Annotated in this window: 33 protein-coding genes and 1 tRNA gene; 27 read left to right on the forward strand and 7 right to left on the reverse strand. The window is 74.0% G+C overall.

Annotation, left to right across the window (positions count from 1 at the left end):
* Positions 1-8: 8 nt before the first annotated feature.
* A complete protein-coding gene (locus OCU29_RS01470) occupies positions 9-1,316 on the reverse strand; it encodes a nicotinate phosphoribosyltransferase (RefSeq protein ID WP_261818540.1) in 1,308 nt (435 codons plus the stop codon).
* Positions 1,317-1,363: 47 nt separating this feature from the next.
* Here OCU29_RS01470 and clpS point away from each other — a divergent pair, with 47 nt between their 5' ends.
* The 3 genes from clpS to OCU29_RS01485 are packed head-to-tail and all read left to right on the forward strand — an operon-like array spanning position 1,364 to position 2,721.
* Positions 1,364-1,660: an ATP-dependent Clp protease adapter ClpS gene (gene clpS, locus OCU29_RS01475; RefSeq protein WP_258016901.1), complete on the forward strand. Its 297-nt coding sequence runs from the start codon at positions 1,364-1,366 to the stop codon at positions 1,658-1,660.
* 6 nt (positions 1,661-1,666) lie between these two features.
* Positions 1,667-2,251 carry a DUF2017 domain-containing protein gene (locus OCU29_RS01480; RefSeq protein ID WP_179615758.1) on the forward strand — a complete coding sequence of 195 codons (585 nt, stop codon included), beginning with the start codon at positions 1,667-1,669 and terminating at the stop codon, positions 2,249-2,251.
* A gap of 35 nt (positions 2,252-2,286) precedes the next feature.
* Positions 2,287-2,721, forward strand: coding sequence for a hypothetical protein (locus OCU29_RS01485; RefSeq protein ID WP_261818541.1), 435 nt, complete (start codon positions 2,287-2,289; stop codon positions 2,719-2,721).
* A 22-nt stretch (positions 2,722-2,743) separates the two neighbouring features.
* Here OCU29_RS01485 and OCU29_RS01490 read toward each other — a convergent pair whose 3' ends face one another.
* Both OCU29_RS01490 and gdhA read right to left on the reverse strand, forming a co-directional pair.
* The gene (locus OCU29_RS01490; RefSeq protein WP_261818542.1) at positions 2,744-3,385 is read right to left on the reverse strand and encodes a hypothetical protein; all 642 of its coding nucleotides are present in this window, start codon (positions 3,383-3,385) and stop codon (positions 2,744-2,746) included.
* A gap of 10 nt (positions 3,386-3,395) precedes the next feature.
* Positions 3,396-4,742 (reverse strand): NADP-specific glutamate dehydrogenase, encoded by a 1,347-nt coding sequence (gene gdhA / locus OCU29_RS01495; protein WP_179615761.1) that lies wholly within the window; start codon positions 4,740-4,742, stop codon positions 3,396-3,398.
* Between the two features lie 49 nt (positions 4,743-4,791).
* On the opposite strand from gdhA, the gene OCU29_RS01500 reads away from it, so the two are divergent.
* From OCU29_RS01500 to OCU29_RS01520, 5 genes are all read left to right on the forward strand, one after another.
* Positions 4,792-5,271, forward strand: coding sequence for an NUDIX domain-containing protein (locus OCU29_RS01500; protein ID WP_261818543.1), 480 nt, complete (start codon positions 4,792-4,794; stop codon positions 5,269-5,271).
* Between the two features lie 17 nt (positions 5,272-5,288).
* On the forward strand, positions 5,289-5,717 hold the full coding sequence (locus tag OCU29_RS01505; RefSeq protein ID WP_179615763.1) for a Mov34/MPN/PAD-1 family protein: 429 nt from the start codon (positions 5,289-5,291) through the stop codon (positions 5,715-5,717).
* An 88-nt stretch (positions 5,718-5,805) separates the two neighbouring features.
* Positions 5,806-6,093 carry a MoaD/ThiS family protein gene (locus OCU29_RS01510; protein ID WP_179615764.1) on the forward strand — a complete coding sequence of 96 codons (288 nt, stop codon included), beginning with the start codon at positions 5,806-5,808 and terminating at the stop codon, positions 6,091-6,093.
* A 10-nt stretch (positions 6,094-6,103) separates the two neighbouring features.
* The gene (locus OCU29_RS01515; protein ID WP_179615765.1) at positions 6,104-6,670 is read left to right on the forward strand and encodes an NYN domain-containing protein; all 567 of its coding nucleotides are present in this window, start codon (positions 6,104-6,106) and stop codon (positions 6,668-6,670) included.
* Between the two features lie 17 nt (positions 6,671-6,687).
* Positions 6,688-7,635: a PLP-dependent cysteine synthase family protein gene (locus tag OCU29_RS01520; protein WP_179615766.1), complete on the forward strand. Its 948-nt coding sequence runs from the start codon at positions 6,688-6,690 to the stop codon at positions 7,633-7,635.
* Here OCU29_RS01520 and OCU29_RS01525 read toward each other — a convergent pair.
* A complete protein-coding gene (locus OCU29_RS01525) occupies positions 7,632-8,369 on the reverse strand; it encodes a PAS domain-containing protein (protein WP_261818544.1) in 738 nt (245 codons plus the stop codon). The two genes, OCU29_RS01520 and OCU29_RS01525, sit on opposite strands and share 4 nt — an antisense overlap.
* A 99-nt stretch (positions 8,370-8,468) precedes the next feature.
* Between OCU29_RS01525 and OCU29_RS01530 the strand changes: the two genes are divergently transcribed.
* Positions 8,469-9,629: a DUF3152 domain-containing protein gene (locus OCU29_RS01530; RefSeq protein WP_261818545.1), complete on the forward strand. Its 1,161-nt coding sequence runs from the start codon at positions 8,469-8,471 to the stop codon at positions 9,627-9,629.
* Between the two features lie 15 nt (positions 9,630-9,644).
* Here the strand turns inward: OCU29_RS01530 and OCU29_RS01535 are convergent, their stop codons facing one another.
* Positions 9,645-10,673 (reverse strand): alkaline phosphatase family protein, encoded by a 1,029-nt coding sequence (locus OCU29_RS01535; RefSeq protein WP_261818546.1) that lies wholly within the window; start codon positions 10,671-10,673, stop codon positions 9,645-9,647.
* A 121-nt stretch (positions 10,674-10,794) separates the two neighbouring features.
* Between OCU29_RS01535 and murI the strand changes: the two genes are divergently transcribed.
* The 8 genes from murI to OCU29_RS01575 all read left to right on the forward strand — a co-directional run bounded on the left by murI (position 10,795) and on the right by OCU29_RS01575 (position 17,231).
* Positions 10,795-11,619: a glutamate racemase gene (gene murI / locus OCU29_RS01540; RefSeq protein ID WP_179615770.1), complete on the forward strand. Its 825-nt coding sequence runs from the start codon at positions 10,795-10,797 to the stop codon at positions 11,617-11,619.
* Complete coding sequence (locus OCU29_RS01545) at positions 11,616-12,425, forward strand: MBL fold metallo-hydrolase (RefSeq protein ID WP_261818547.1); 810 nt, start codon at positions 11,616-11,618, stop codon at positions 12,423-12,425. Before murI ends, OCU29_RS01545 begins: the two co-directional genes overlap by 4 nt.
* Positions 12,426-12,584: 159 nt before the next feature.
* Positions 12,585-13,529 carry an ABC transporter ATP-binding protein gene (locus OCU29_RS01550; protein WP_261818548.1) on the forward strand — a complete coding sequence of 315 codons (945 nt, stop codon included), beginning with the start codon at positions 12,585-12,587 and terminating at the stop codon, positions 13,527-13,529.
* The gene (locus tag OCU29_RS01555) at positions 13,526-14,326 is read left to right on the forward strand and encodes an ABC transporter permease (RefSeq protein ID WP_261818549.1); all 801 of its coding nucleotides are present in this window, start codon (positions 13,526-13,528) and stop codon (positions 14,324-14,326) included. The genes OCU29_RS01550 and OCU29_RS01555 overlap by 4 nt, the downstream gene beginning before the upstream one ends.
* 74 nt (positions 14,327-14,400) lie before the next feature.
* The gene (locus OCU29_RS01560; RefSeq protein ID WP_261818550.1) at positions 14,401-15,261 is read left to right on the forward strand and encodes an SGNH/GDSL hydrolase family protein; all 861 of its coding nucleotides are present in this window, start codon (positions 14,401-14,403) and stop codon (positions 15,259-15,261) included.
* A gap of 10 nt (positions 15,262-15,271) precedes the next feature.
* Positions 15,272-15,994, forward strand: a complete 723-nt coding sequence (rph, locus tag OCU29_RS01565) for a ribonuclease PH (RefSeq protein WP_179615774.1) — start codon at positions 15,272-15,274, stop codon at positions 15,992-15,994.
* Complete coding sequence (gene rdgB, locus OCU29_RS01570) at positions 15,991-16,620, forward strand: RdgB/HAM1 family non-canonical purine NTP pyrophosphatase (protein WP_261818551.1); 630 nt, start codon at positions 15,991-15,993, stop codon at positions 16,618-16,620. Before rph ends, rdgB begins: the two co-directional genes overlap by 4 nt.
* A 29-nt stretch (positions 16,621-16,649) precedes the next feature.
* Positions 16,650-17,231 carry a 1-acyl-sn-glycerol-3-phosphate acyltransferase gene (locus OCU29_RS01575; protein ID WP_261818552.1) on the forward strand — a complete coding sequence of 194 codons (582 nt, stop codon included), beginning with the start codon at positions 16,650-16,652 and terminating at the stop codon, positions 17,229-17,231.
* Between the two features lie 145 nt (positions 17,232-17,376).
* Here the strand turns inward: OCU29_RS01575 and OCU29_RS01580 are convergent.
* Positions 17,377-17,458: transfer RNA gene (locus tag OCU29_RS01580), tRNA-Leu, on the reverse strand.
* Between the two features lie 22 nt (positions 17,459-17,480).
* On the opposite strand from OCU29_RS01580, the gene OCU29_RS01585 reads away from it, so the two are divergent.
* Positions 17,481-18,371: a hypothetical protein gene (locus OCU29_RS01585; RefSeq protein ID WP_261818553.1), complete on the forward strand. Its 891-nt coding sequence runs from the start codon at positions 17,481-17,483 to the stop codon at positions 18,369-18,371.
* The gene (locus OCU29_RS01590) at positions 18,368-18,925 is read left to right on the forward strand and encodes a GNAT family N-acetyltransferase (RefSeq protein ID WP_261818554.1); all 558 of its coding nucleotides are present in this window, start codon (positions 18,368-18,370) and stop codon (positions 18,923-18,925) included. The genes OCU29_RS01585 and OCU29_RS01590 overlap by 4 nt, the downstream gene beginning before the upstream one ends.
* Here OCU29_RS01590 and bcp read toward each other — a convergent pair.
* Entirely contained in the window at positions 18,922-19,401 is a 480-nt protein-coding gene (bcp, locus tag OCU29_RS01595; protein ID WP_179615779.1) for a thioredoxin-dependent thiol peroxidase, read from the reverse strand. The genes OCU29_RS01590 and bcp overlap by 4 nt on opposite strands.
* A gap of 140 nt (positions 19,402-19,541) precedes the next feature.
* On the opposite strand from bcp, the gene OCU29_RS01600 reads away from it, so the two are divergent.
* The 8 genes from OCU29_RS01600 (at position 19,542) to OCU29_RS01635 (ending at position 25,517) form a co-directional block, all read left to right on the forward strand.
* A complete protein-coding gene (locus OCU29_RS01600) occupies positions 19,542-20,240 on the forward strand; it encodes an energy-coupling factor ABC transporter permease (protein WP_261818555.1) in 699 nt (232 codons plus the stop codon).
* A complete protein-coding gene (locus tag OCU29_RS01605; protein ID WP_261818556.1) occupies positions 20,237-20,608 on the forward strand; it encodes a PDGLE domain-containing protein in 372 nt (123 codons plus the stop codon). Before OCU29_RS01600 ends, OCU29_RS01605 begins: the two co-directional genes overlap by 4 nt.
* A 1-nt stretch (position 20,609) precedes the next feature.
* Complete coding sequence (gene cbiQ / locus OCU29_RS01610) at positions 20,610-21,293, forward strand: cobalt ECF transporter T component CbiQ (protein WP_179615781.1); 684 nt, start codon at positions 20,610-20,612, stop codon at positions 21,291-21,293.
* The gene (locus tag OCU29_RS01615; RefSeq protein WP_261818557.1) at positions 21,290-22,117 is read left to right on the forward strand and encodes an energy-coupling factor ABC transporter ATP-binding protein; all 828 of its coding nucleotides are present in this window, start codon (positions 21,290-21,292) and stop codon (positions 22,115-22,117) included. Before cbiQ ends, OCU29_RS01615 begins: the two co-directional genes overlap by 4 nt.
* The gene (locus OCU29_RS01620; RefSeq protein ID WP_179615783.1) at positions 22,114-22,362 is read left to right on the forward strand and encodes a DUF3618 domain-containing protein; all 249 of its coding nucleotides are present in this window, start codon (positions 22,114-22,116) and stop codon (positions 22,360-22,362) included. The genes OCU29_RS01615 and OCU29_RS01620 overlap by 4 nt, the downstream gene beginning before the upstream one ends.
* 41 nt (positions 22,363-22,403) lie before the next feature.
* Positions 22,404-22,727, forward strand: a complete 324-nt coding sequence (locus tag OCU29_RS01625) for a co-chaperone GroES (protein ID WP_179615784.1) — start codon at positions 22,404-22,406, stop codon at positions 22,725-22,727.
* Between the two features lie 64 nt (positions 22,728-22,791).
* Positions 22,792-23,031 carry a hypothetical protein gene (locus OCU29_RS01630; RefSeq protein WP_179615785.1) on the forward strand — a complete coding sequence of 80 codons (240 nt, stop codon included), beginning with the start codon at positions 22,792-22,794 and terminating at the stop codon, positions 23,029-23,031.
* Between the two features lie 44 nt (positions 23,032-23,075).
* Positions 23,076-25,517 carry a penicillin acylase family protein gene (locus OCU29_RS01635; RefSeq protein WP_261818558.1) on the forward strand — a complete coding sequence of 814 codons (2,442 nt, stop codon included), beginning with the start codon at positions 23,076-23,078 and terminating at the stop codon, positions 25,515-25,517.
* Positions 25,518-25,534: the final 17 nt, after the last annotated feature.

The raw sequence follows: 25,534 nt of genomic DNA on the forward strand, positions 1-25,534 counted from the left end.
GCCCGACCCTAGCCACGCACCGTCGAGGCCGCGTCCACCCGCTCGGTGGGCAGGACCGGGCCGCCCCGGCCCAGCGACTGCGCGGCCAGCGGCAGCTCCTCGCGCGAGGCGTGGTGGCGGGCCCGCGCGTCGGCCAGCGGCTCGCGCCCCACGACCTCACCGCTGCGCACCAGCTCGCGCAGCAGGTCGCGCGCCCCCTCGCCCGGCGCGGGGGCCTCGCCGGTGCCCACGACCTCGGCCTCGGCCAGGCCGTCGGCCCCGATCCGGCGGTGCGCCCACTTGCGCCCGCCGTACGACGCCTTCTTGCTGCTGCGCTTGGCCACCGGCTCGAGCCGTCCGTCGCCGCCCTCGCGCGCCACGAGCTTGTAGACCATCCCGCAGGTCGGGTGCCCGCTGCCGGTCACCAGCTGGGTGCCGACGCCGTAGCCGTCGACGGGCGCGGCGGCCAGCGAGGCGATCGCGTACTCGTCGAGGTCGCTGGTCACCACGATCCGGGTCTCGTGCGCACCGAGCGAGTCCAGCTGGGCGCGCACCTGGTGGGCCAGCACGGCGAGGTCGCCGGAGTCCAGGCGGACCGCGCCCAGGCCGGGGCCCGCGACCTCGACGCCCAGGCGCACCGCCTCGGCGACGTCGTAGGTGTCGACCAGCAGCGTGGTGCCGACCCCGAGGGAGTCGACCTGCGCGCGGAACGCGTCGCTCTCGGTGTCGTGCAGCAGCGTGAAGCTGTGCGCCGAGGTGCCGGTCGAGGGCACCCCCCAGCGGTGGCGGGCGGCGAGGTTCGAGGTCGCCTCGAAGCCAGCGACGTACGCCGCCCGGGCCGCGGCCACCGCCGCCTCCTCGTGGGTGCGTCGCGAGCCCATCTCGATGCACGGGCGCGCGCCGGCGGCGCGGGTCATCCGCGAGGCCGCGGCGGCGATCGCCGAGTCGTGGTTGTAGATCGAGAGCAGCACGGTCTCGAGGAGCACCGCCTCGGCGAAGCTCGACTCGACCACCAGCAGCGGGGAGCCGGGGAAGTAGGTCTCGCCCTCGCCGTAGCCGTGCACGTCGCCGGAGAAGCGGTAGGAGGCCAGCCACGTCAGCGTGCGGTCGTCGACCACGCCGTCGAGCGCGGCCAGCGACTCCTCGTCGAAGTGGAACGACTCGAGCGCGTCGAGCGCCCGCCCGACGCCGGCGAGCACGCCGTAGCGGCGCCCGTCGGGCAGCGAGCGCGAGAACAGCTCGAAGACGCACCGCCTCTCGGCGGTGCCGGCGGCCAGTGCGGCCTGCAGCATCGTCAGCTCGTAGTGGTCGGTGAGCAGCGCGGTCGACCCGGTCACGTGCCCACCCTAGGGATCGGCTGCCGGTGCTGTGCAAGCATGGGTGTGTGTCCGCGCCCAGCCCGGTCGAGGTCGAGCCGACCACGACGCCCGACGAGCTCCTCAGCCCCGCCACGCCGTGGGTGACGATCGTGTGGAACGACCCGGTCAACCTGATGAGCTACGTCGCCTACGTCTTCCGCACCTACTTCGGCTACTCCAAGAAGAAGGCGGAGAAGCTGATGATGCAGGTGCACGAGGAAGGCCGCTCCGTGGTCTCCTCGGGCAGCCGCGAGGAGATGGAGCGCGACGTGCAGGCCATGCACGAGCACGGCCTGTGGGCCACGATGCAGAAGGACGACTGAGACGCCGTGAGCGCCTTCGCACGCCACCGCCGCAGCAAGCGGGTCATCGCCACCTTCACCGGCTTCGAGGCCGACCTGCTGCGCTCGCTGGCCTCCCAGCTCGTCGAGCTGCTGCGCAACGAGGCGGCCGTCCCCGACGACGACCGCGACCCGCTCGAGGCGATGATGGACTTCTCGGGCCCCACCACGGCCCCCGAGGACCCGGTCCTGGCGCGGCTCTTCCCGACCGCCTACACCGACGACGAGGAGGCGGCCGGTGACTTCCGCCGCTTCACCGAGGGCTCGCTGCGCGACAGCAAGGCGGCCGCGGCCTGCACCATCATCGACACCCTCGAGGAGGCCGGGCTGCCGCCCGAGCTCGACGAGGACGGGCTGATGATCGACGTCGAGCTCGAGCACGACACCGCCACCGCCTGGCTGCGCTCCTTCGCCGACGTGCGCCTGGCGCTGGCGACCCGGCTCGAGGTCGAGGACGGCGACGAGGACTACTGGCTCTCGCTGCCCGAGGACGACCCGCGCTCGCAGGCCCACGACATCTACGAGTGGGTCGGCTACCTGCAGGAGACCCTCGTCGACGCGCTCAGCCACTGAGCGGGGACGTGCCCGTGCTGAGCAGGTGGGCGGGTGTGATCGCCGCGGCGGTGGCCACGCTCGTGGGTGCGGTCGCCGCCACCGCGCTGCTCGTCGCCTGGACGGTCGTCGACGACCCCTGCCCGGACTTCGCGAGCGAGGGGCCGATGGTGGCGCCGGCCTCGCCGTACGCGCAGGTGATGTGCGAGCCCGCGTTCACCCTGGCGCCCGACTCGATGAGCCAGGTAGAGGTGCCGCCCGCGCTCGTCGTCGTGCTGCTGGTGGCCCTGGCGGCCGGGCTCGTCGCGGCGCTGCGGTCCGTACGCCGCCCCGCCCGCTCCCGCCGCTCGGTCGCGCTGGGGCTGGCCGTCGCGCTGCTGCTGCCCTCGCTGCTGGTGGTGCTCGCCCAGCACACGCTGCCGCGCGACTGCCTCGGCGAGCGCGCCGGCGGCGACGACCGCGACTGCGCGCGCGACCGCGAGGTCCGCTGAGGCGGGCCCGTGCGCGGCTCGGTCAGCGTGTCGCTGCGAACTCCCTGATGAGCGCTGCGACGTCCGCGTCGAGCCCCGCGCACAGGTCGTCGAGGTCGTCGACCAGGAAGGACCGGGCCCCGCACCAGTCGGACTTCACCACGACACCGTCGACGCACCAGTGGGTGTTGGTCGGGTGCCCGGCGACGACCAGCCGGACGCGCTCGGCCTGCACGACGGAGCCGTCCAGCAGCTCGGTCGACTCGTGCCCCTGCCTGGTCAGCCGCGCCGGGAGCGCCCCCGCCGCGGGCTCGCCCTCGTCGAACTGCAGGTAGGACACGACGTCCTCCCGGTCCTCGAGCATCCGGGCCAGGACCAGGTGCTCGCCGTAGGCGCCGACCGCGTGGTCCAGCGCCGGCGCGGGCGCCCCGTCCACGTGGACGCTGCCGTCGGGGGCGCGCGTGCCGGTGTGCCGGGTCCCCGAGCCGGGGGCGTCGTACTCGAACCGCCGCCACCGGTGCAGGTCACCGTCGTGCTCGACGGAGTGGTCCACGAGGTAGACCGGCGCTCCCGCGCCCATCCGGAACACGGTGCGGGTGCGCAGGCTCCGCGGCGCCACGTGGCGGAGGATGGCGCCGCAGCGGCCCTCGTCGCCGTCGACGAACGCGTGGTGCTCGGCCCGCACGTCGTCCGCCTCAGACCACGCCGAGGGCCAGCATCGCGTCGGCGACCCGGCGGAAGCCGGCGATGTTGGCACCGGCCACGTAGTCGCCCGGCGTGCCGTACTCCTCGGCGGCCCCGGCGCAGCTCTCGTGGATGCCGGCCATGATCTGGTGCAGGCGCTCCTCGGTGTGAGCGGCGGTCCAGGAGTCGCGCGAGGCGTTCTGCTGCATCTCCAGCGCGCTGGTCGCCACGCCGCCGGCGTTGGCGGCCTTGCCCGGGGCGAAGAGCACGCCGCCCTTCTGGAAGACGTCGACGGCGTCGGGGGTGCAGGGCATGTTGGCGCCCTCGGCGACGGCCAGCACGCCGTTCTCGACCAGGGTGGTCGCGGCGTCGGCGTCGAGCTCGTTCTGGGTCGCGCAGGGCAGCGCCACCTCGCAGGCCACCTCCCACACGTCGCCGCCCTCCACGAAGCGGGCGCCCTCGCGCTCGTCTGCGTACGCCGAGATGCGGGCCCGGTCGACCTCCTTGACCCGACGCAGCAGGTCGATGTCGAGGCCGGCCTCGTCGACGACGTAGCCCGAGGAGTCGGAGCAGGCCACCACCTGCGCGCCGAGCTCGGCGGCCTTCGCGGCGGCGTAGATCGCCACGTTGCCCGAGCCGGAGACCACGACCCGGCGCCCCGAGATGCCCTTGCCGGCGGCGGCGAGCATCTGCTCGGTGAAGAACACGGTGCCGTAGCCGGTGGCCTCCTTGCGCACCTGCGAGCCGCCGTACGCCAGGCCCTTGCCGGTCAGCACGCCCGACTCGTAGCGGTTGGTGATGCGCTTGTACTGCCCGAAGAGGTAGCCGATCTCGCGCTCGCCGACGCCGATGTCGCCGGCCGGGACGTCGGTGTACTCGCCCAGGTGGCGGTAGAGCTCGGTCATCAGCGACTGGCAGAAGCGCATCACCTCGCCGTCGCTGCGACCCTTGGGGTCGAAGTCGGAGCCGCCCTTGCCGCCGCCGATCGGCATGCCGGTCAGGGCGTTCTTGAAGACCTGCTCGAAGCCGAGGAACTTCACGATCCCGAGGTAGACCGAGGGGTGGAAGCGCAGCCCGCCCTTGTAGGGGCCGAGCGCGGAGTTGAACTCGACGCGGAAGGCCCGGTTGACCTGCACGACGCCCTTGTCGTCGACCCACGGCACCCGGAAGATCAGCTGGCGCTCCGGCTCGCAGATCCGCTCGATGACCGACTGGTCGGCGTACTCGGGGTGGCGGCGCACCACGGGGGAGAGGGTCTCGAGGACCTCGAGGACCGCCTGGTGGAACTCGCGCTCACCGGGGTTGCGAGCCAGGACCGTCTGGTAGTGGTCGTCGAGGACGGGATCGAGGGAGGCCATGCCCGCACCCTAGGAGATGAGTGGCCGGCGCGTGCGCCACCATGGGGTGGTGCCCATCCCGGACTTCGTCGTCGAGCTGCGCCGCATGGTCGGCACCCACCAGCTGTGGCTGCCCGCCGTCACCGCCGTGATCGTCCGCGACCAGGCCGGCACGCGGGAGGTCCTGCTCACCCTGCGCGCCGACAACGGCCGCTGGGCACCGGTCACCGGCATCCTCGACCCCGGCGAGGAGCCGGCCGTGGCCGCGGTGCGCGAGGCCCGCGAGGAGACCTGCGTCGACATCGAGGTCCAGCGCCTCGCCTCGGTGAGCGTGAGCCCGCCGATCACGCACGCCAACGGCGACCTCGGCATCTACCTCGACCTCACCTTCGCCTGCGCCTGGACCGGGGGAGAGGCCGCGGTGGGCGACGACGAGAACACCGAGGTGCGCTGGTGGCCGGTCGACGCGCTGCCCGAGATGAGCCCGTGGCTGCTGGAGCGGGTGCACGCGGGGCTCTCGGGCGAGACCGCGACGGCCTTCCGGACCTGACCCCCTAGGCTGGTCCGGTGCTGAGCATCGACCAGAGGACCTACGACGCGATCGTCGCGCACGCCAGGCGCGACCATCCCGACGAGGCGTGCGGCATCGTCGCCGGCCCCGAGGGCAGTGACCGGCCCGAGCGCCTGGTCGAGATGGTCAACGCCGCGGGCAGCCCCACGTTCTACGAGTTCGACTCCACCGAGCTGCTCGAGCTCTACAAGGAGATGTGGGACAAGGACGAGGAGCCGGTGGTGATCTACCACTCCCACACCGCCACCGAGGCCTACCCCAGCCGCACCGACATCGGCCTGGCCAGCGAGCCCGGCGCCCACTACGTGCTCGTCAGCACCCGCGAGTGCGGGAATAACGAGGGCCCTGTGGAGTTCAGGTCCTACAGGATCGTGGACGGCGAGGTGACCGAGGAAGAGGTCGCGGTCGTCGACGCGCTGCCCTGAGGCAGCCACCCCAGCACGATTCCGCACGAGTCTCACCACCAGCAGCACCATCCCCCGAAGCAGATCCCCGAACGAGCTAGGAGCACCTGTGTCCATCGAGGTCCGTATCCCGACCATCCTGCGCACCTACACCGGAGGCGAGAAGGCCGTGAACGGTGACGGTGCCAGCCTGAGCGCCCTCATCGACGACCTCGAGGCCCACCACCCCGGCATCAAGGACCGCCTCGTCGAGGACAAGAACGGCAAGGACGACCTGCGCCGCTTCGTCAACATCTACGTCAACGACGAGGACGTGCGCTTCATCGGCGGCCTCGAGGCCCCGCTGAGCGACGGCGACCAGGTCGTCGTGCTGCCCGCCGTCGCCGGCGGCTGCTGAGCGGCTCGCTGTGACCGGGCGTCGCACCTTCGTCATCGTCGACGGCGAGAACATCGACGCGACGCTCGGCAACTCGCTCCTCGGGCGTCGACCGACCCCCGAGGAGCGGCCCCGCTGGGAGCGGGTGACGACGTACGCCGAGCACCTGTGGGGCCAGCCCACCCAGGGCCTGTTCTTCCTCAACGCCTCCAGCGGCCAGCTGCACACGCCGTTCGTGCAGGCGCTGCTGGCGATGGGCTACCGCCCGGTCCCGCTGTCGGGCGGGAACGACGTGAAGGTCGTCGACGTCGGCATCCAGCGCACGCTGGAGGCGATCGCCCAGCGCGGCGACGACGACCCGGTCGACGTGCTGCTGTGCAGCCACGACGGCGACTTCGCGCCCCAGGCCGGAGCGCTGCTCGACGCCGGCCACCGCGTGGGCCTCGTGGGCCTGCGCGAGTTCATGAGCACCGCCCTGACCGGCCTGGGTCTCGAGGTGCACGACCTCGAGGACGACGTCGCCGCCTTCCTCTCCCCGCTGCCGCGGGTGCGGATCATCCCGCTCGAGGAGTTCGACCCGGCCTACTTCCTTCGCTGAGGAGCCTCCGCCACACCATGCGCTACGACAACCTGCTCGCCTCCGTCGGCGGCACCCCGCTCATCGGGCTGCCGCGCCTCTCGCCGAGCCCCGACGTGCGCCTGTGGGCCAAGCTGGAGGACCGCAACCCCACCGGCTCGATCAAGGACCGCCCGGCGCTGCGGATGATCGAGGAGGCCGAGCGCGACGGCACGCTGCGCCCGGGCTGCACGATCCTCGAGCCGACCAGCGGCAACACCGGCATCTCGCTGGCCATGGCGGCCAAGCTCAAGGGCTACCGGATCGTGTGCGTGATGCCCGAGAACACCTCCGAGGAGCGGCGCCAGCTGCTGCGGATGTGGGGCGCCGAGATCATCTCCTCGCCCGCCGCCGGCGGCTCCAACGAGGCCGTGCGCGTGGCCAAGCTGACCGCCCAGGAGCACCCCGACTGGGTGATGCTCTACCAGTACGGCAACGCCGCCAACGCGCTCTCGCACGAGGACACCACCGGCCCCGAGCTGCTCGCCGACCTGCCCGAGATCACCCACTTCGTGGCCGGCCTCGGCACCACCGGCACCCTGATGGGCACCAGCCGGTTCTTCCGCCGCGCCAAGCCCGAGGTGCGGATCGTGGCCGCCGAGCCGCGCTACGGCGAGCTCGTCTACGGGCTGCGCAACCTCGACGAGGGTTTCGTGCCCGAGCTCTACGACGCCGACCTCATCGACTCGCGCTTCTCGGTCGGCCCGCGCGACGCCGTGCGCCGGGTGCGCGAGCTCCTCGAGCTCGAGGGCATCTTCGCCGGCGTCTCGACCGGCGCGATCCTGCACGCCGCCCTGGGTCAGGCCGCCAAGGCCGTCAAGGCCGGCGAGTCGGCCGACATCGCCTTCATCGTCTGCGACGGCGGCTGGAAGTACCTGTCCACCGGCGCCTACGAGGGCACCGTCGACGACGCCGAGGACGCCCTCGAGGGCCAGCTCTGGGCCTAGGGGTCCAGCCCCGACCCGCCACCCAGGTCGGCGGCCTGCGAGCGCACCAGCGTGGGGTCGCCGGCGCCCGGGACGTCCATCAGCTCGGTCATCATCCGGCAGGCCGCGGCCAGGGTCTGCTGCACGTAGTCGGCGGCGCGCACGTGGTCGCCCAGCTGGCCGGCGTACAGCGCCGCGGTCAGGCCCTGCACCACGTTGTCGTTGATCTCGGAGGCCTGCCGGCGGCGCTGCTGGACCTCGCCGAGCCGTCGGGCCGCCTCCTCGCGCTCCTGCTCGGCCAGGACCCGCTCGGTGACGTCGATGCAGGTGCCCCGGAAGCGCAGCGGGGTGCCGCTGGCGTCGCAGACGACCTGGCCGTTGCTGAAGAGGTGGCGCACCTCGCCGTCCGGGCGCACGATCCGCTCGATCATCTCGTAGGGCTGGCCGGTGGCGTAGGCGTGGCGATGCACCTCCGTGACCCGTTCGCGGTCGTCGGGGTGCACGTGCTCGAGGAAGACGGCGTACGACGGCTCGATGCTGCCCGGCTCGTAGCCGTAGATGCGGTAGAGCTCGTCGGACCAGGTGTTGGTGTCGGTGGCCACGTGCCAGTCGTAGTCGCCCATCGTGGCCAGCCGCTGCGCGTTGTCGACCCGGGCCACCAGGTCGGCGAGCTGCTGCTCGGCGAGCCGACGGGCGGCGCGCTCCTGCGCCAGCTGCTCCTGCAGCGGCTCGGTGGGGTGCTCGTGGGCGGCCATCGCCCCCACTGTGCGCCGTCGCGGGCCGTCGCGCGGCCCCTTCGGGCCAGATTTGTCCGACAGCACCCGCGACCGCGCGGGGGCTCGTACGCTGCCGGGATGAGCCCCGCGCCCGACCTGCCCCGCGGCGTCGCGGTGCTGGTGGCGCTCCTGCTCGTCGTGCTGCCGGCCGCCCACAGCGCCGCCGCCGACGACCCGGAGCCCGAGCCCGGCCCGACGCTGGGCAACCAGACCCCGCCGCGGGTGGTGGGGGAGGCGACGTACGGCGAGCGGCTGCGGGCCGAGCGCGGTACCTGGCTGCACAGCGACCCCGAGGCCGAGCTCCGCTTCAGCTACCGCTGGCTGCGCGACGGGGAGCGGGTGCGCGGCGCGCGCGAGCAGACCTACCGGCCCGGGCTCGACGACCTGCGCCACCGCCTCGCCGTCGAGGTGACCGCCCACGACGAGCAGGGCGCGCGGGCCCGCGCGGTCTCGGAGGAGACCGGCCCGGTGCGTCGCGCCGACCTCGAGCCGCGCTCCGCGCCGCGGGTGCTGGGCACCCAGCGCTTCGGCCAGGTGCTGCGCGGCGACGCCGGTCGGTGGAGCGCCCGGCCGACCCGGGTGCGCTGGACCTGGCTGCGCGACGGCGAGCCCGTCGCTGGGGCCCGGGCCCGCAGCCGTGCGGTCGCCCCCGACGACGTCGGGCACCGGCTGCGCGTGCAGGTGCGCGTCGACGCGCCCGGCCACCGCCCCGCGACGGCCACCTCGCCGGTCACCTCGCCGGTGCGCCACCGCGTCGACCTGCGCCGCACCGTGGCCTACAGCATCGCGACCCGCGGGCGCACCACCACGCCGGTGCGCGACTTCGCGCGCCTGGCCCGGCAGACCTTCGACGACCCGCGCGGCTGGCGCGGCGCCGGGGTCGGGTTCCGGCGGGTGGCCGAGGGCGGGGCCTTCACGCTGGTGCTGGCCCAGGCTTCGACCATGCCGTCGTTCCACCCGGTCTGCTCGACGCAGTACAGCTGCCGGGTGGGGCGCTACGTCGTCATCAACCAGGACCGCTGGCGCACCGCCACCGCGCCGTGGAACGCCGCCGGCGGCAGCCTGCGCGACTACCGCCACATGGTCGTCAACCACGAGACCGGCCACTGGCTCGGCCTCGGGCACGGCTCCTGCCCCGGCGCCGGGCAGCCGGCGCCGGTGATGCAGCAGCAGTCGAAGGGCCTGGGCGGCTGCCGCTTCAACCCCTGGCCGCTGGCGGGCGAGCGCGACCGGGTCTGAGTCCCGGGTGGTGCCTCAGGAGGCAGCGACGTCGAGGTCCTGCTCGTCGTTCATCTGCGAGCCCGGCACCGGGCCCAGCCCCAGCAGGTCGAGCGAGAGGTTGGCCAGGTCGCCGTTGCGCACCGGCTGGCGGGCCCGGCCGTAGCCGGGGCGCCCGTCGCCCGGGTCGCGGTAGTCGGGGTTGAGGTCGTAGAGGTCGCCCGCCGCCACGCCCGGCCCCCAGACCACGAACGGCACCGTGTAGTTCACCGCCCGCCGGGCGTCGGCGTGCCGCAGGCCGGTGCCGCCGTGGTCGGAGGTCAGCACCACCCGCACGCTGCTCGCCAGCCGCGGCTCCGACTCCACCCGGGCCAGCAGCCGGCCCACCCGCCGGTCGGCCTCGCGCACCGCGTCGTCGTACGCCGCCGACCCGAAGCCGTGGGTGTGCCCGGCGGCGTCGGGGTCGGGCAGGTGCACGAACGTGAACGCCCGCTCCTGGCGCGCGAGGTCGCGCCCGGCCCGGCGCACCAGCCTGGGCGGGTCGGCCTCGAGCACGAACCGGTCGACGGCGCGCGACCAGGAGCGCTCGAAGAGGGTGAGCTTCTGCTTGGCGACGAAGACCGCCACCTCGCCGCCGCCGCGGTGCACCTCGCTGAGGACCGAGCGCACCGGGCCCCCGGCGGCGCGCCGCACGGTGCTGCCGGGGCGGTGCTCGTTCCAGGTCACGCCGTGGCCGCCGCGCGCGGCGTCGACCCGGCGCCCGGTCAGCTGCGTGGTGTGGTCGGGCAGCGTCTCGGTGCGCTCGCGGGCGGTGCGGGCGTTGAGGGTGCCCGCGCCCTCGGCGAGCAGCCGGTGCAGCGTCGGGGTGCCCTCGGGGCCCAGCCGCTCGACCACGTCGGGGCGCAGGCCGTCGACCGAGATCGCCAGCACCCGCGGCTCGGGGATCTCGGCGCTCGACGGGGCCGGGACGACGCGCGGCGCGGGGTCCGAGCGGGAGCAGGCGGCGGCCGGGGCGACGGCGAGCAGGACGGCCAGGGCGGGCGCGACGAGGCGGCGTACGAGCACGCGGCGACCGTACCCGCCGCGCACCCGCTCGGCTCCGTGCGCGGTCTCCCGCGACCGCCGGGCGACGTGACCTGCCTCGCGCCTGCGTGCGGACGCGAGGATCTGCGCCTACCCTTCACCCGTGCCGCCAGAGTCCGCCCCGCCGTCGAAGGACGCCCCGATCGGGATCTTCGACTCCGGGTTCGGCGGGCTGACCGTGGCCCGTTCGGTGATCGACCAGCTGCCCCACGAGTCGGTGGTCTACCTCGGCGACACCGCCCGCCAGCCCTACGGCCCCCGGCCGATCGGGCAGGTGCGGGAGTACGCGCTGGAGTGCCTGGACCACCTCGTCGAGACCGGGGTCAAGGCCCTGGTCATCGCCTGCAACTCCGCCAGCGCCGCCATGCTGCGCGACGCCCGCGAGCGCTACGACGTGCCGGTGGTCGAGGTGATCTACCCCGCCACCCGTCGGGCGGTGGCGGCCAGCCGCAACGGACGCATCGGCGTGATCTGCACCCGCGCGACCGCCGAGTCGATGGCCTACGACGACGCGTTCGCCGCCGCCCCGCACCTCGAGCTCAGCACCCGGGCCTGCCCCCGCTTCGTCGACTTCGTCGAGGCCGGCGTCACTGCGGGCGACGAGCTGCTGGAGGCCGCGCACGAGTACCTCGACCCGCTCAGCGAGGCCGGCGTCGACACCCTGATCCTGGGGTGCACCCACTACCCGCTGCTGACCGGCATCATCTCCTACGTGATGGGCGACGGCGTGACCCTCGTGAGCTCGGCCGAGGAGTGCGCCAAGGACGTCTTCAAGATGCTCGTGGTCAACGACCTGCTGCGCGAGGGCGGCGAGCCGCGCCACACCTTCCTGACGACCGGGGAGCCGGAGGAGTTCGCGGCCGTCGGGCGGCGCTTCCTGGGCCCCGAGATGGCCGCGGCCACCAGCCTCGCCGGGAGCCTGGCGTGAGCACCCGGCCCAGCGGCCCGCCCAGCCCTCGCCCCAGCGTGCGCCTGACCGTCGTGGGCTGCTCGGGCTCCTACCCCGGCCCCGACTCGCCCGCCTCGTGCTACCTGCTCGAGGCCGAGCACGACGACGGCAGCGGCCCGCGCACCTGGCGGGTCGTCCTCGACCTCGGCAACGGCGCCCTGGGGGCGCTGCAGCGCTACGCCGACCCGCTGGCCATCGACGCGGTGCTGCTGAGCCACCTGCACGCCGACCACTGCCTGGACATGTGCGGCTACCACGTGCTGCGCCGCTACCACCCGAGCGGCCCGCAGCCCCTGCTCCCGGTCCACGGGCCCGCCGACACCGCCGACCGCCTGGCGCGCGGCTACGACCTCGAGGTCGACCCCGGCATGCGCGAGGAGTTCGACTTCCGGGTCTGGGGCGAGCCGGTGCGGATCGGGCCCTTCCACGTGCGTGCGGTCCCGGTCGACCACCCCGTCGACGCCTTCGGGCTGCGGATCACCGTCGGCGACGTCACCATCGGCTACTCCGGCGACACCGCCCCCTGCGCTGGCCTCGACGAGGTGGCCGACGGTGTCGACCTGCTGCTCGCCGAGGCGTCGTTCCGCGCGGGTGACGACAACCCGCCCCACATCCACCTGACCGGCACCGACTGCGGCGACGTCGCCCGGCGTGCCGGCGTCGGACGCCTGGTGCTCACCCACGTGCCGCCCTGGTTCGACCCCGCCGACGCCCTCGCCGAGGCCACCGCCGTCTTCGACGGCCCCACCGTCCTGGCCACCCCCGGGGCGGTCTACGAGCTCTGAGGCCGCTGCATGAGTCCCCGGTCAGCCGGGGACTCCTGTACTTGTCAGGTGTTGCAACCCCTGACAAGTGCATGAGTCACCGGTCGACCGGGGATTCATGCACGGCGCCACGCCGGGTCGAGGTGCGCGACCGGCCCCGGTTCGGGCAGGGTGAGAGCCATGATCATCGTGGATCACCTCACCAGGAAGTACGGCGGCTTCACCGCCGTCGACGACGTCAGCTTCACCGCGCAGCCGGGCCGGGTCACCGGCTTCCTCGGCCCCAACGGCGCCGGCAAGACCACCACCATGCGGGTCATGGTCGGGCTGACCCCGGCCACCAGCGGATCGGTGACCATCGGTGGGCACGCCTACCGCGACATCCCCAACCCCGGGCGTCACGTCGGGGTGCTCCTCGACGCCTCCGCCCAGCACGCCGGCCGCACCGGCCGCGAGGTGCTGACCATCGGTGCGCGCACCATGGGCCTGCCTGACAGCCGGGTCGACGAGATGCTCGAGCTGGTCTCGCTGACCGGCCCGGAGTCCAAGCGCCGGGTCCGCAACTACTCCCTGGGCATGCGCCAGCGCCTCGGCATCGCCCACGCGCTGCTCGGCGACCCGTCGGTGCTGATCCTCGACGAGCCCGCCAACGGCCTCGACCCCGCCGGCATCCGCTGGATGCGCGGCCTGCTCAAGGGGTACGCCGACCGCGGCGGCACGGTGCTGCTCTCCAGCCACCTGCTGCACGAGGTCGAGCAGATCGCCGACGAGATGATCCTGATCGGGCGGGGCCGCGTCGTGGCCCAGGGCGACAAGAAGACCCTGCTCGAGGGCCAGGCGGCCAGCTCGATGGTCACCGCCACCGACAACGCCCGGCTGGCCGAGGTGCTGCGCGCCCAGGGCGTCGCGGTGTCGACGGCCGGGGAGGGGCTGCGGGCCGACTGCGCCACCGTCGACGTCGGCCGCGCCGCGGCCGAGCACGGCATCGTCCTGACCGACCTGCGCAGCGGCTCGGCCGGGCTCGAGGACCTGTTCCTCGAGCTGACCGCCGGCACCCAGCGCGAGGGCCACCCCGCCGCCGCCACCCAGCAGAGCCAGCCGACCCAGCAGGGAGCCCCCGCATGAGCGCCACCACCGCACCCGTCCCCGGCACCCCCGGCATGATCGACACCAGCTCCACCCCGCGGGTCCCGCTCGGCCGCCTGGTCTCGGTCGAGCTGCGCAAGAGCCTCGACACCCGTGCGGGGCGCTGGTTCACCGGCTCGATCGTGGCGCTGTGCCTGGCGATCGTGCTGATCTTCGCGCTGATCGCCGACGGGGTCGGCCTGACGTACGGCGACTTCCTGCTCGTCTCGGGCAGCGTGCTGGGCTACTTCCTGCCGATCCTCGTCATCTTGATGGTCACCAGCGAGTGGAGCCAGCGCACCGGCCTGGTGACCTTCACCCTCGAGCCGCACCGTCCGCGCGTGGTGGCCGCGAAGTTCCTGGCCGCGCTGGTGCTGGGTGCGGGCCTGATCGTGCTCGCCGCCGTGGTCGCCGCCCTCGGCGTGCTGGTCGCAGGCGCCGACTGGAGCGTCGAGACCGGTCTGCTGGTCAACGGCTTCGTGGTCGCCAACCTGATCGGCATCCTGCTCGGCTTCGCGATCGCGATGCTGCTGATGAACACCCCGGCCGCGATCGTCGCCTACTTCATCTACACGCTGGTGCTGCCCATCGCCGTGGGCATCCTCGGCGCGTTCCAGGAGTGGTTCGCCGACCTCGCGCCGTGGATCGAGTTCAACACCGCGCAGGCCACCCTCTTCGAGGGCGACTACGTGCCCACCGGCGAGGAGACCGCCCAGCTCGTCACCTCCGGGCTGATCTGGCTGGTGCTGCCGCTGGTGCTGGGCCTGCTGCGCCTGCTGCGCGCCGAGCCGAAGTAAGTCTTCACCCGGTCGTCGCCCCGACGTCGACCAGCCGCGGCCCCCACGTTCCTCGCGCAGCGAGGGTGGGGGCCGTGGCGCTCCCCACCCCGTCCTCCGACCGGCACGGCACCCGCTACCTGCGCTTCGCCGCCCTCGGCGACAGCACCACCGTCGGGCTCGGCGACCCCGTCGCGACCTCGGTCTCGCCGACCGGCTGGCGCGGCTGGGCCCGGCTGCTCGCCGACGCCCTCGCGACGTCGTACGACGTCAGCTTCTGCAACCTCGCCGTCACCGGCGCCACCGCCGGCTGCGTGGTGGCCGGGCAGCTCGACGAGGCGGTGGCGCACCGCCCCGACGTGGCCTCGCTCATCGTCGGGGTCAACGACACGATGCGCTCGACCTGGGACCCGGTGCGGCTGCGCGAGGACCTGATGGGCACCGCGGAGGCGCTGCACGGCACGGGCGCGCTGCTGCTGAGCGCCCGCTTCCACGACCACGGGCGGGTCCTCGGGCTCCCGGCGGTGCTGCGGCGGCCGCTGGGGGCGCGCATCGAGGCGGTCAACGAGGTCTACGACGAGGTGCACGCCACGTTCGGCGGCCTGCGCATCGACCTGGGGCTGCAGCAGGAGGTGCTTGACCGGTCCTTCTGGTCGGTGGACCGGCTGCACCCCTCCGAGCTGGGGCACCGGGTGCTCGCCCACGGCTTCGCCCGGCTGCTTCTCGCCGAAGGGCTCACCCTCGCCCCGGTCGCGACCACGCCCGAGGGCGGGCTGGCGAGCTCGTGGCGCAGCGACCTGCGCTGGTGCATGGCCGAGGGGGCGCCGTGGATCGGACGCCGCGCGCGCGACCTGGGGCCCTGGGCGGTGCGCACGGCCTGGCACGAGGCCCGCGCCCCCCGCCGGCCCGCCGGGCGCGCCGAGCCCCGGGCGCTGCCCGCGCGTGCCGGGAAGTAGCCTCGCGGCCATGACTGCACGCGAGGACGGCCGCGCCGACGACGAGCTCCGCCCGATCACCATCACCCGCCACTGGCTCGACCACGCCGCCGGGTCGGTGCTGGTCGAGTTCGGCCGCACCAAGGTGCTGTGCGCCGCCTCGGCCTCCGAGGGCGTGCCGCGCTGGCGCAAGGGCTCGGGCCTGGGGTGGGTGACCGCGGAGTACGCCATGCTCCCGGCCTCGACCAACACCCGCTCCGACCGCGAGTCGGTCAAGGGCCGCATCGGCGGACGCACCCACGAGATCAGCCGGCTCATCGGGCGCTCGCTGCGCGCGGTCGTCGACTACGAGGCGCTCGGCGAGAACACCATCCAGCTCGACTGCGACGTGCTGCAGGCCGACGGCGGCACCCGCACCGCCGCGATCACCGGCGCCTACGTCGCCCTGGCCGACGCCGTCTCCCACCTGCGCTCGACCGGCGCGCTCAAGGGCGAGCCGCTGACCGGGTCGGTCGCCGCCGTCTCGGTCGGCATCATCGACGGCACCCCGCGCCTGGACCTGCCCTACGTCGAGGACGTGCGCGCCGAGACCGACATGAACGTCGTGATGACCGGCGCCGGCTCGTTCGTCGAGGTGCAGGGCACCGCCGAGGGGGCGGCCTTCGACCGCGCCGAGCTCGACGCCCTGCTCGACCTGGCGGCCCAGGGCTGCGTCGACCTGACCCGCCTGCAGCAGGAGGCGCTGGCTCGATGAGCGCCGGCCGGCAGCGGGTCCACCTCGCCTCGCGCAACGCCAAGAAGATCGCCGAGATGCAGCGCATCCTGCGCGAGCACGCGCCCGACCTCGAGGTCGTCGGCCTCGACGACGTGGCGGCGTACGACGAGCCGGTCGAGGACCAGCCCACCTTCGTCGGCAACGCGCTCCTCAAGGCCCGGGCCGGCCACGAGGCCACCGGCCTGCCGACGCTGGCCGACGACTCGGGGCTGTGCGTCGACGCCCTCAACGGCATGCCGGGTGTGCTCTCGGCGCGCTGGGCCGGGCCGGGCAAGGACGACGCGGCCAACAACGCGCTGCTGCTCGCCCAGCTCGCCGACGTGCCGGAGGTGCGCCGCGGCGCCCACTTCGCCTGCGCCGTGGCGTACGTCGACGGGCCGGGGGAGGCCGGCCAGCTCGTCGTGGAGGGCCGGATGGACGGCACCGTCATCACCGAGCTGCGCGGCGAGGGCGGCTTCGGCTACGACGCGCTGTTCGTGGCCGACGAGCACAGCGAGCCCGAGCGCACCAGCGCCGAGCTCGACCCGGCCGAGAAGGACCGGGTCTCCCACCGGGGTCGCGCGCTGCGCGAGATCGCCCCGCTCGTCGCGCGTCGTCTCGCCTGAGCCGCGCCCCGGTCTGAGAGGCTGCCCCCGTGACCCGTCCCTTCCTCCTGCGTCGTCCGCTCGCCCGCCTGCTGCTGCGCCTGGTGGGCTGGCGCACCGTGGGGGAGGTGCCGCGCAAGGGCGTCCTCGTCGGCGCCCCGCACACCTCCAACTGGGACTGGGTGCTGACGCTGCTGCTGGCCTGGGACAGCCGGGTGACGATCCGGCTGCTGGTGAAGAAGGAGTTCTTCAAGGGCCCGATCGGCTGGGTGCTGCGCGCGACCGGCGCGGTGCCGCTCGACCGGTCCAACCCGGGCGCGACGATCCGTGAGCTGGTCGCCGACGCCGAGACCGACGAGACGTTCCTGCTGGGCATCGCCGCCGAGGGCACCCGCAGCAAGGGCGAGTACTGGAAGTCGGGCTTCTACCGGATCTCCCAGCAGACCGGCCTGCCGATCACGCTGGCCTTCGTCGACAAGCCCACCCGCCGCGTGGGCTGGGGCCCGACGTTCCCGCTCAGCGGCGACGTGTCCGCCGACATGGACCGGATCCGCGCGTTCTTCGCCGACAAGACCGGCCTCAAGCCCGACCAGGCCACCGAGCCCCGCCTCAAGGAGGAGGGCCCGGCCTGACGGCCGAGCGGTCACTTCTGAACCACCGAGCAGTCACTTTCGCCCCGGCCGCATGGTCGGCCCGCCCCTCGATGGCCGGGATCGACCGGGTTGAGGGTGCGAAGCTGACCGGTCGAGGGTTCAGAAGTGACCGCTCGGCCGTCGGTGCCGGAGGCGGGACTTGAACCCGCACGCCCTGGGGCACAGGTACCTAAAACCTGCGTGTCTGCCTGTTCCACCACTCCGGCTGCAGGTGGGAGTCTAGGAGCGATGAGGTGCACGCGTCTGGCGGGCCTGCTGCTGCTCGCGCCGGTGCTGCTCGGGGGCGGCTGCAGCGACCCCGGGCCCGACGCCGCGCCCAGCCCGTCGTCCAGCCCCTCGAGCAGCCCGTCATCCAGCCCGTCGACCAGCCCGTCGACCGGTCTCGCGGCTGAGCTGCGCCAGTCGTCGCTCGACGTGGCGCGCGGGCAGATGCAGGTGTGGGTGGAGAACGGCACCGGGGCGCCGCTGCTGCCGACCTCGGTGCGCTACGTCGACGACCGGCTGGGCCGCCCGATCGCGGGGGAGCGCCTGCGCGAGGTGCCCGAGGGGGCCCGGTTCGGGTTCGTGCTGCCACTGCCGCCGCGGCCAGCCTGCGGCCCGCGGGCGCAGGACCGCGGGGTCCAGCAGGTGCAGGTGCGCGCCGCCCAGGGGGAGTGGCGGGCGCCGGTGGCCGACGAGACCGACGTGCTCGGACGCCACCTCGCGGCCCGCTGCCTCGAGCGCGCCGTGGCCGAGGCCGTCGACCTGCGCTGGCTGCCGGTGCGCCACGACGGCCGGCGCGGCAGCACCGCCACGATGGTCCTCGAGGCCCGGCCCACGGGCGAGCCCGGCCACCGGCTCGTCATCGACACCGTCAGCGGTACGCCGCTCCTGGGCGCCGCGCGCGCCCCGCACTGGTCCCCGGGGGTGCTCGTGCGCAGCGACGGGGCCGTGGTGCGCCTGCCGCTGGAGGCGCAGGCGGCTCGGTGCGACGACCACGTCTTCATGGAGGGCGGCGGGTCGACCGCGTTCCGCGTCGGGCTGCGCCTCGACGGTCAGCCGGGCCAGCTGCTGGTGCGCATGAGCGAGCGCGTCTCGGCGACCGCGGTCGCGTTCGTGCGCGAGAGCTGCGGGCTGTGAGCGCGCCCGGGGCGACCCGCGCCCCCGAGCCGTGGTCGGGGCCGGGCGTGGTGCTGCGGGCCTTCGAGTGGAGCGACGAGGCGGACCTGGCCGAGGCGTTCACCGACCCCGCGGTCGCGACCTGGAACCCCGGCCCCGCCGAGGGGGCGCTGGCGTTCATGCGCGAGCGCAACGACTGGAGCGCCGGCACGCACGCCTCGTGGGCGGTCACCGAGACCGCCGCCGGACCGGCCGGGACGCGGCTGCTGGGCTCGGTCTCGCTGCACAAGATCGACCGCGACCAGGGCGACGCCGAGGTCGGCTACTGGGTCGCACCCTGGGCGCGCGGGCGCCGGCTCGGGGCGGCGCCCGCCGCGGCAGCGGCGGCGTACGGCTTCGAGCGGCTGGGCCTGCACCGTGTCTACCTCTTCCACGCGGTGGAGAACCCGGCCTCGTGCGCGGTGGCCCGGCGGGCGGGCTTCCTGCTCGAGGGCACGCTGCGCCAGTCGTACCGCTACCCCGACGGGCGCCACCACGACGAGCACCTGCACGCCCGGCTGGTCACCGACCGCTAGAGGGAGAGGTCGCGGCGCAGCTTGGCGACGTGGCCGGTGGCCTTGACGTTGTACTGGGCCACCTCGACGGCGCCCTGCTCGTCGACGACGAAGGTGGAGCGGATGACGCCCTGGACGACCTTGCCGTAGAGCTTCTTCTCGCCGAAGGCGCCCCACGCGGTCATCACGGACTTGTCGGGGTCGGAGAGCAGCCGGATGCCCAGCGCCTCCTTGTCGCGGAAGCGGGCGAGCTTCTCGGGCTTGTCGGGGGAGATGCCGAGCACCTCGTAGCCCTCCTCGCGGAAGGCGTCCTGGGTGGCGGTGAAGTCGCAGGCCTGCTTGGTGCAGCCCGCGGTCATCGCCGCGGGGTAGAAGTAGACGATCACCTTGCGGCCGCGCAGCGAGGAGAGCGTGACCTCGGTGCCCGTGTCGTCGAGCAGGGTGAAGTCGGGGGCGGGGTCGCCGGGGGCCAGGCGCGGGGCGGGCGTCGTGGTCAAGGGGTCCTCCTGGTGCGTTCGAGCCGGGCACAAATCCGGTACGGGGCTTGTTGCGAACTCTTTGCAACAACGTAGGGTGGGCGACGATGCCCGACCGGCGTCCAACCTAGTCCCACCCACCGACCTGAGCAGGAGCGGCCATGCACGTGCCCGACGGGTTCTTCGACGCCCCCACCTCGATCGCGACGGGCGTCGTGGCCGTCGCCGCCATCGGGGTGTCCCTGCGCGGGGCCCGCCGTGAGCTCGACGACCGCACCGCCCCGATGGCCGGCCTGGTGGCCGCCTTCGTCTTCGCCGCGCAGATGCTCAACTTCCCGGTCGGTGCCGGCACCAGCGGCCACCTGATGGGCGGGGCCGTGGCCGCGGTCCTGGTGGGGCCGTGGACCGCCGTGCTGGCCACCAGCGTCGTCTTCGTCGTGCAGACCCTGATGTTCGCCGACGGCGGCATCACCGCCATGGGCACCAACATCACGGTCATGGGGGTGACCACCGTCGCGGTCGGCTACGGCGTCTTCCGGCTCCTGCAGGCCCTGCTGCCCAAGCGGGTCGCGCTGGTGCCGGTGCTCGCCGGCATCGGTGCCTTCGTCTCGGTGCCGGTCGCCTCGCTGCTCTTCGTGGCCCTCTACGCGGTCGGCGGCGCCGCCCCGGTGCCGCTGGACACGCTGACCACCGCGATGGTGGGGGTGCACTCGCTGATCGGCGTCGGGGAGGGCCTGATCACCTTCCTGGCCGTCGCAGGAATCATCGCGGTGCGTCCCGACCTGGTGCGCGGCGCGCGGCCGGTCCTGGCGGCGCGCACGCTCGAGATCCGCACCGAGACCGCGGGAGCGTCCGCGTGAGCGCCCGCACCGCCCAGGGCGTGAGCACCCGCGCGGTCGTGGTCGGGGCGCTGCTGGTCTCGCTGCTGCTGGCCGGCGTCGTGAGCTTCTACGCCGCCTCCACCCCCGACGGGCTGACCAAGGTCTCGCAGGAGCAGGGCTTCGCCGAGACCGAGACCGAGCACGGCGCGGCCGAGGGCCCGTTCGCCGGCTACGACGCCGGCTTCCTCGACGGCGACCGGCTCAGCGGGGGAGTGGCCGGCGTCGCGGGCGTGCTCGTGGTGCTGGTGCTCGGCACCGCCCTGGCCTACGGCGTACGCCGCCACAGCGACGCCAGCACCGACGCCGGCACCGACGCCGGGGCGCCGCGCGACCAGACGCAGGTCTGAGGTGGGCGCCGGGCACGGGCACCGCCTGCACTACCACGCCCACTCGCCGCTGCACCGGGCCCCGGCGCACCTCAAGCTGCTGGCCCTGCTGGGCTTCATGCTGGTCGTCGTGGCCACCCCCGACGACTGGTTCGCCGCCTTCGGCGCCTACCTGCTGGTGCTGGTCGGGGTGGTCGCGGTCTCCCAGGTGCCCCCGACCTACCTGCTCAAGCGGATGGTGGTCGAGGTGCCGTTCGTGGTCTTCGCGCTGGTGCTGCCCTTCGTCGCGTACGGCGAGCAGGTCGAGGTGCTGGGCGTCTCGCTGAGCAGGCCGGGGCTGCTGGCCGCCTTCGGCATCCTGGCCACCGCCACCCTGGGCGTGCTGGCGTCGCTGACCCTGGCGGCGACCACCGAGCCGCAGGCGCTGCTGGTGGGCCTGCAGCGGCTGCGGGTGCCGAGCCTGCTGGTGCAGATCATGGCGTTCATGGTGCGCTACCTCGACGTGGTGACCGGCGAGATGCGGCGGATGCGGGTGGCGCGCGAGTCGCGCGGCTTCACCGCCCGCGACCCGCGGCAGTGGCCGGTCATCGCCCGCTCCACCGGCGCCCTGTTCATCCGCTCCTACGAGCGCGGCGAGCGCGTGCACCTGGCGATGCTCTCGCGGGGCTACACCGGCACCATGCCCGAGCAGGGGGTCCACCGATGAGCGCCGGGGAGCCGCCGGTCCTCGACGTGCGCGGGCTGGCCTACGCCTACCCCGACGGCCACCAGGCGCTCTACGGCGTCGACCTCCAGGTCCGGCGCGGCGAGCGGGTCGCGCTGCTGGGCCCCAACGGGGCCGGCAAGACCACGCTGGTGCTGCACCTCAACGGCATCCACACCGCCGGCGCCGGCTCGGTGACCGTCAGCGGGCTGGCCGTGGGCAAGGAGCACCTGCAGGAGGTCCGCCGGCGCGTGGGCATCGTCTTCCAGGACCCCGACGACCAGCTCTTCATGGGCAGCGTGCGCGCCGACGTGGCGTTCGGCCCCCACAACCTGGGCCTGCGCGGCGCGGCGCTGGAGGCGCGGGTGATGGCCGCGCTCGAGCAGGTCGGGATGGCGGCGTACGCCGACCGGCCCCCGCACCACCTCTCCTTCGGCCAGCGCCGGCGGGTGGCGGTCGCGACCGTGCTGGCGATGGAGCCCGAGGTGCTGGTGCTCGACGAGCCGTCTTCCAACCTCGACCCGGCCTCGCGGCGCGAGCTGGCCGACGTGCTGCGTTCGCTCGACGTCACCGTGCTGATGGTGACCCACGACCTGCCCTACGCCCTCGAGCTGTGCCCGCGCTCGGTGGTGCTGCACGACGGCCAGGTCGTCGCCGACGGACCCACCTACGACGTGCTCACCGACGACGCGCTGATGCGCGCCAACCGGCTCGAGCTGCCCTTCGGCTTCGACCCCCGCACCGTCGGCCCCCCGCCGGGTGCCGGCGGGCCCGGCCCCTGGGGTGGTCACGGGGTGGGGCCCGGGGTTGATAGCGTGACGACGTGACCACGGACCCCAGCGCCCTCGAGCGTGAGATCGAGGAGACCCGCGAGCGACTGGCGGGCACCATCGACCAGCTGCTGCACCGGGCGAGCCCCAAGACGATCGTCGGCCGCGAGATCTGGACCATCAAGGCCCACTACGTCGACCCTCAGACCGGCGAGCCGCGCACCGACAACATCCTCAAGACCGTCGGCGCCGTCGTCGGCGTGGTCGTCGCGTTCGTCGCGGTCCGCAAGATCACGTCCTGACCGCCCCGGCCGACCCGACCTCCCCACAGCAGCGGCAGCCCATGAGCGAGAAGATCCCGATCAAGATGCTGCACGACCGGGTGCTGGTCGAGCTCGACGCCGAGGCGGGCGAGCGCCGCTCCTCGGGCGGCATCGTGATCCCCGCGACCGCCGCGATGGGCGCCCAGCGCCTGGCCTGGGCCCGCGTGGTCGCGGTCGGCCCCCAGGCCCGCGCGGTCGAGACCGGTGACCGGGTGCTCTTCGGCCCCGAGGACAAGGCCGAGGTCGAGGTGCACGGCGAGACCTACGTGGTGATGCGCGAGCGTGACGTGCACGCCGTGGCGGCCGAGCGCGTCGGCGACCAGTCGACCGGGCTCTACCTCTGACCCGACCCCGCCGGGGTGCGCCGCGTAGGCTGGCACGAGGACCACAGGGGCGACAGGGGGACACGTGCGCGAGACGGGCAACGACCTGCCGCTGACCATGCTGCGCGAGCGGGTGCGGCTGGCCCGCGACGAGGTGGCGCTGCGTCGCCAGGACCCCGGTCGTCGTGACGACCTGAGCCGCGCCCACCTCGAGCTGCGCCGCTCCCTCGAGGCGCTGGTGCACGAGCTCGAGCAGCGTCGCCTGCCGGTGCCCTACGCGCTGCACGCCGAGCTGCGGCTGCACCAGGACATCGACCCTCGCTAGGGAGGTGTGCGTAACGCACGTCACTGCGCGGCGTTAGGGCAGTCATGCCCCCCGTCCGCCGGCGCTCCCGGCTGCTCGCCCCGCTCACCGTCGCCGTGCTGGCGCCCCTGGCCACGCTCCTCGCGACCGTCCCGCTCACCCACGCCGCCGAGGAGCCGCCGAGCGCGACCGGTGCGTCGGCGCGCGGTCCGGCCGGCCTGCGCGCCGAGATCACCTGGACCGAGCACGGCATCCCGCACATCGAGGCCCGCAACGTCACCTCGCTCGGCTACGGCAGCGGCTACGCCGCCACCGAGATGACCGCCTGCACCCTCTTCGACACCCTGGTCACCGGCCGCGGCCAGCGCTCGCGCTGGTTCGGCGCCGAGGGCCGCTACAACGACCAGGTGACCCTCGACGCGACCAACCTGCAGGTCGACACGCTGGTCACCGACCTGCGTGACCGCAAGGTCGTCGAGACCCTGCTCGCCGACGAGGTGCGCGGCCCGGGCCGCGAGTCGCGCCAGCTGGTCAAGGGCTACGTGGCCGGCGTCAACGACTGGGTGCGGAAGAACGACGTGCGCGACGAGGCCTGCCGCGGTGCCGGCTACCTGCGCCCCGACGTGACCGCCACCGACCTCTGGTACGGCGTCTACCTGGCCAACCTGCTCGCCTCCACCGGTGTCTTCGTGCCGCAGATCGCCGACGCCGCGCCGCCGAGCCCGGGTGACCCGGGCCTGCCCACGCTGCCGGTCAAGGCCTCCCAGGTCGACCGTGACGCGCTGCTGACCGCGCTGGGTCGCGACCCCGAGGCGCCGTTCGGCTCCAACGCCACGGCGGCCGGCTCGGCGGCCACCTCGACCGGTCGGGGCATGCTGCTCGGCAACCCCCACTTCCCCTGGCGCGGGCGCTACCACTTCACCCAGCAGCACCTGACGATCCCGGGGCGCTACGACGTCGCCGGCGCCTCGCTGGTGGGCTCGCCTGCGGTCAACATCGGCTTCAACGACCACGTCGCCTGGAGCCACACCGTCTCGACCGCCTACCGCTTCACCCCCTACGAGTACGTCACGCTCGGCCCCACGACGTACCTCACCGACGCAGGGCCCGCCGAGATCGAGCACCGAGAGGTGGAGATCGAGGTGCTCGGCGACGACGGGCGCGTCAGCACCGTGACCGAGGACCTCTACCGCACCGCGGAGGGCTACGTCGTCGACTCGCCCGACACCCTGATGCCCTGGGGGCCGGCCTCGGTGTGGGCGCTGCGCGACGCGAACGCCGAGCACCTGCGCACCATCGACACCTTCTTCGACATGGGCAAGGCCACCGGCGTGCGCGACCTGCTGCGCCGCCAGGACGCCGGCGGTGGGATGCCGTGGGTCAACACCACGGCCGCCGACCGCGACGGTCGGGTGCTATACGCCGACCACTCGGTGGTGCCCAACGTGCCCGACGCGCTCGCCCAGCAGTGCATGACGCCGGTGGGCCGGCTGCTCGAGCAGGTCGCCGGACTGCCCGGCCTCGACGGCACCCGTGCGTCCTCCTCGTGCGCCTGGGGCAGCGACGACGACGCCCAGCGCCCCGGCATCTTCGGCCCCGAGAACCTGCCGTCGGTGGTGCGCCGCGACTGGGTGATGAACGCCAACGACTCCTACTGGCTGCCCAACGACGAGGTGCGCCTCGAGGGGTACGCCGCCATCATCGGCTGCGAGCGCTGCGAGCGGACGATGCGCACCCGGGTCGTCGCGGCGTACGTCGCCGACCGGCTCGCGAAGGGCCGCAAGGAGACCCCGCGCAGCTTCCGCGGCCACCAGTACGAGAACCGGGTCATGGTCGGTGAGGTGATGCGCGCCGACGGCGCCCTCGACGCGGTCTGCGAGCAGACCGGCGAGACCGAGGCGTGCGCCGCGCTGGCCGCCTGGGACGGACGCTCCGACAAGGGCTCGCGCGGGGTCCACCTCGTGGAGGAGTTCGTGACCCGGCTGCCGACGGTGCCGCTCGACCTCGTCGAGACGGTGTGGCGCACGCCGTTCGACCCCGAGGAGCCGCTGACCACGCCGCGCGACCTCAACACCGACAACCCGCAGGTGGTCGAGGCCATGCAGGCCGCGATCGACGCCGTGCGCGACCAGGGCCTGGCCTTCGACGCGCGGTGGGGCTCGCTGCAGGTCGCCGGCGACCGTGGGGCCCGGCCCTACGGACTGGGCGGTGGCACGGGCGACGCACTCGGCAACGCCAACGCCCTGGCCTCGCGCGACGTGCGCGACCACGCCGACCGCTACCGGCCGATCACCTACGGCTCCTCGCACATCCAGGCGATCAGCTACCGCGGGCGCCGCGGCGTCGATGCCCGCACGATCCTGACCTACGGTCAGTCCGAGGACCCGCGCTCGCGGTTCTCGCGCGACCAGACGCGATTGTTCTCGCAGGAGAAGTGGGTGCGCTTCGCGTGGACCGACGCCCAGATCCGCAAGGACCGGATCCGCCGGCAGGTGGTCACCCGCTGACGGACCCGGTCCGGGTC

The sequence above is a fragment of the Nocardioides sp. OK12 genome, assembly GCF_024341885.1.
Taxonomy (GTDB): Bacteria; Actinomycetota; Actinomycetes; order Propionibacteriales; family Nocardioidaceae; genus Nocardioides; species Nocardioides marinisabuli.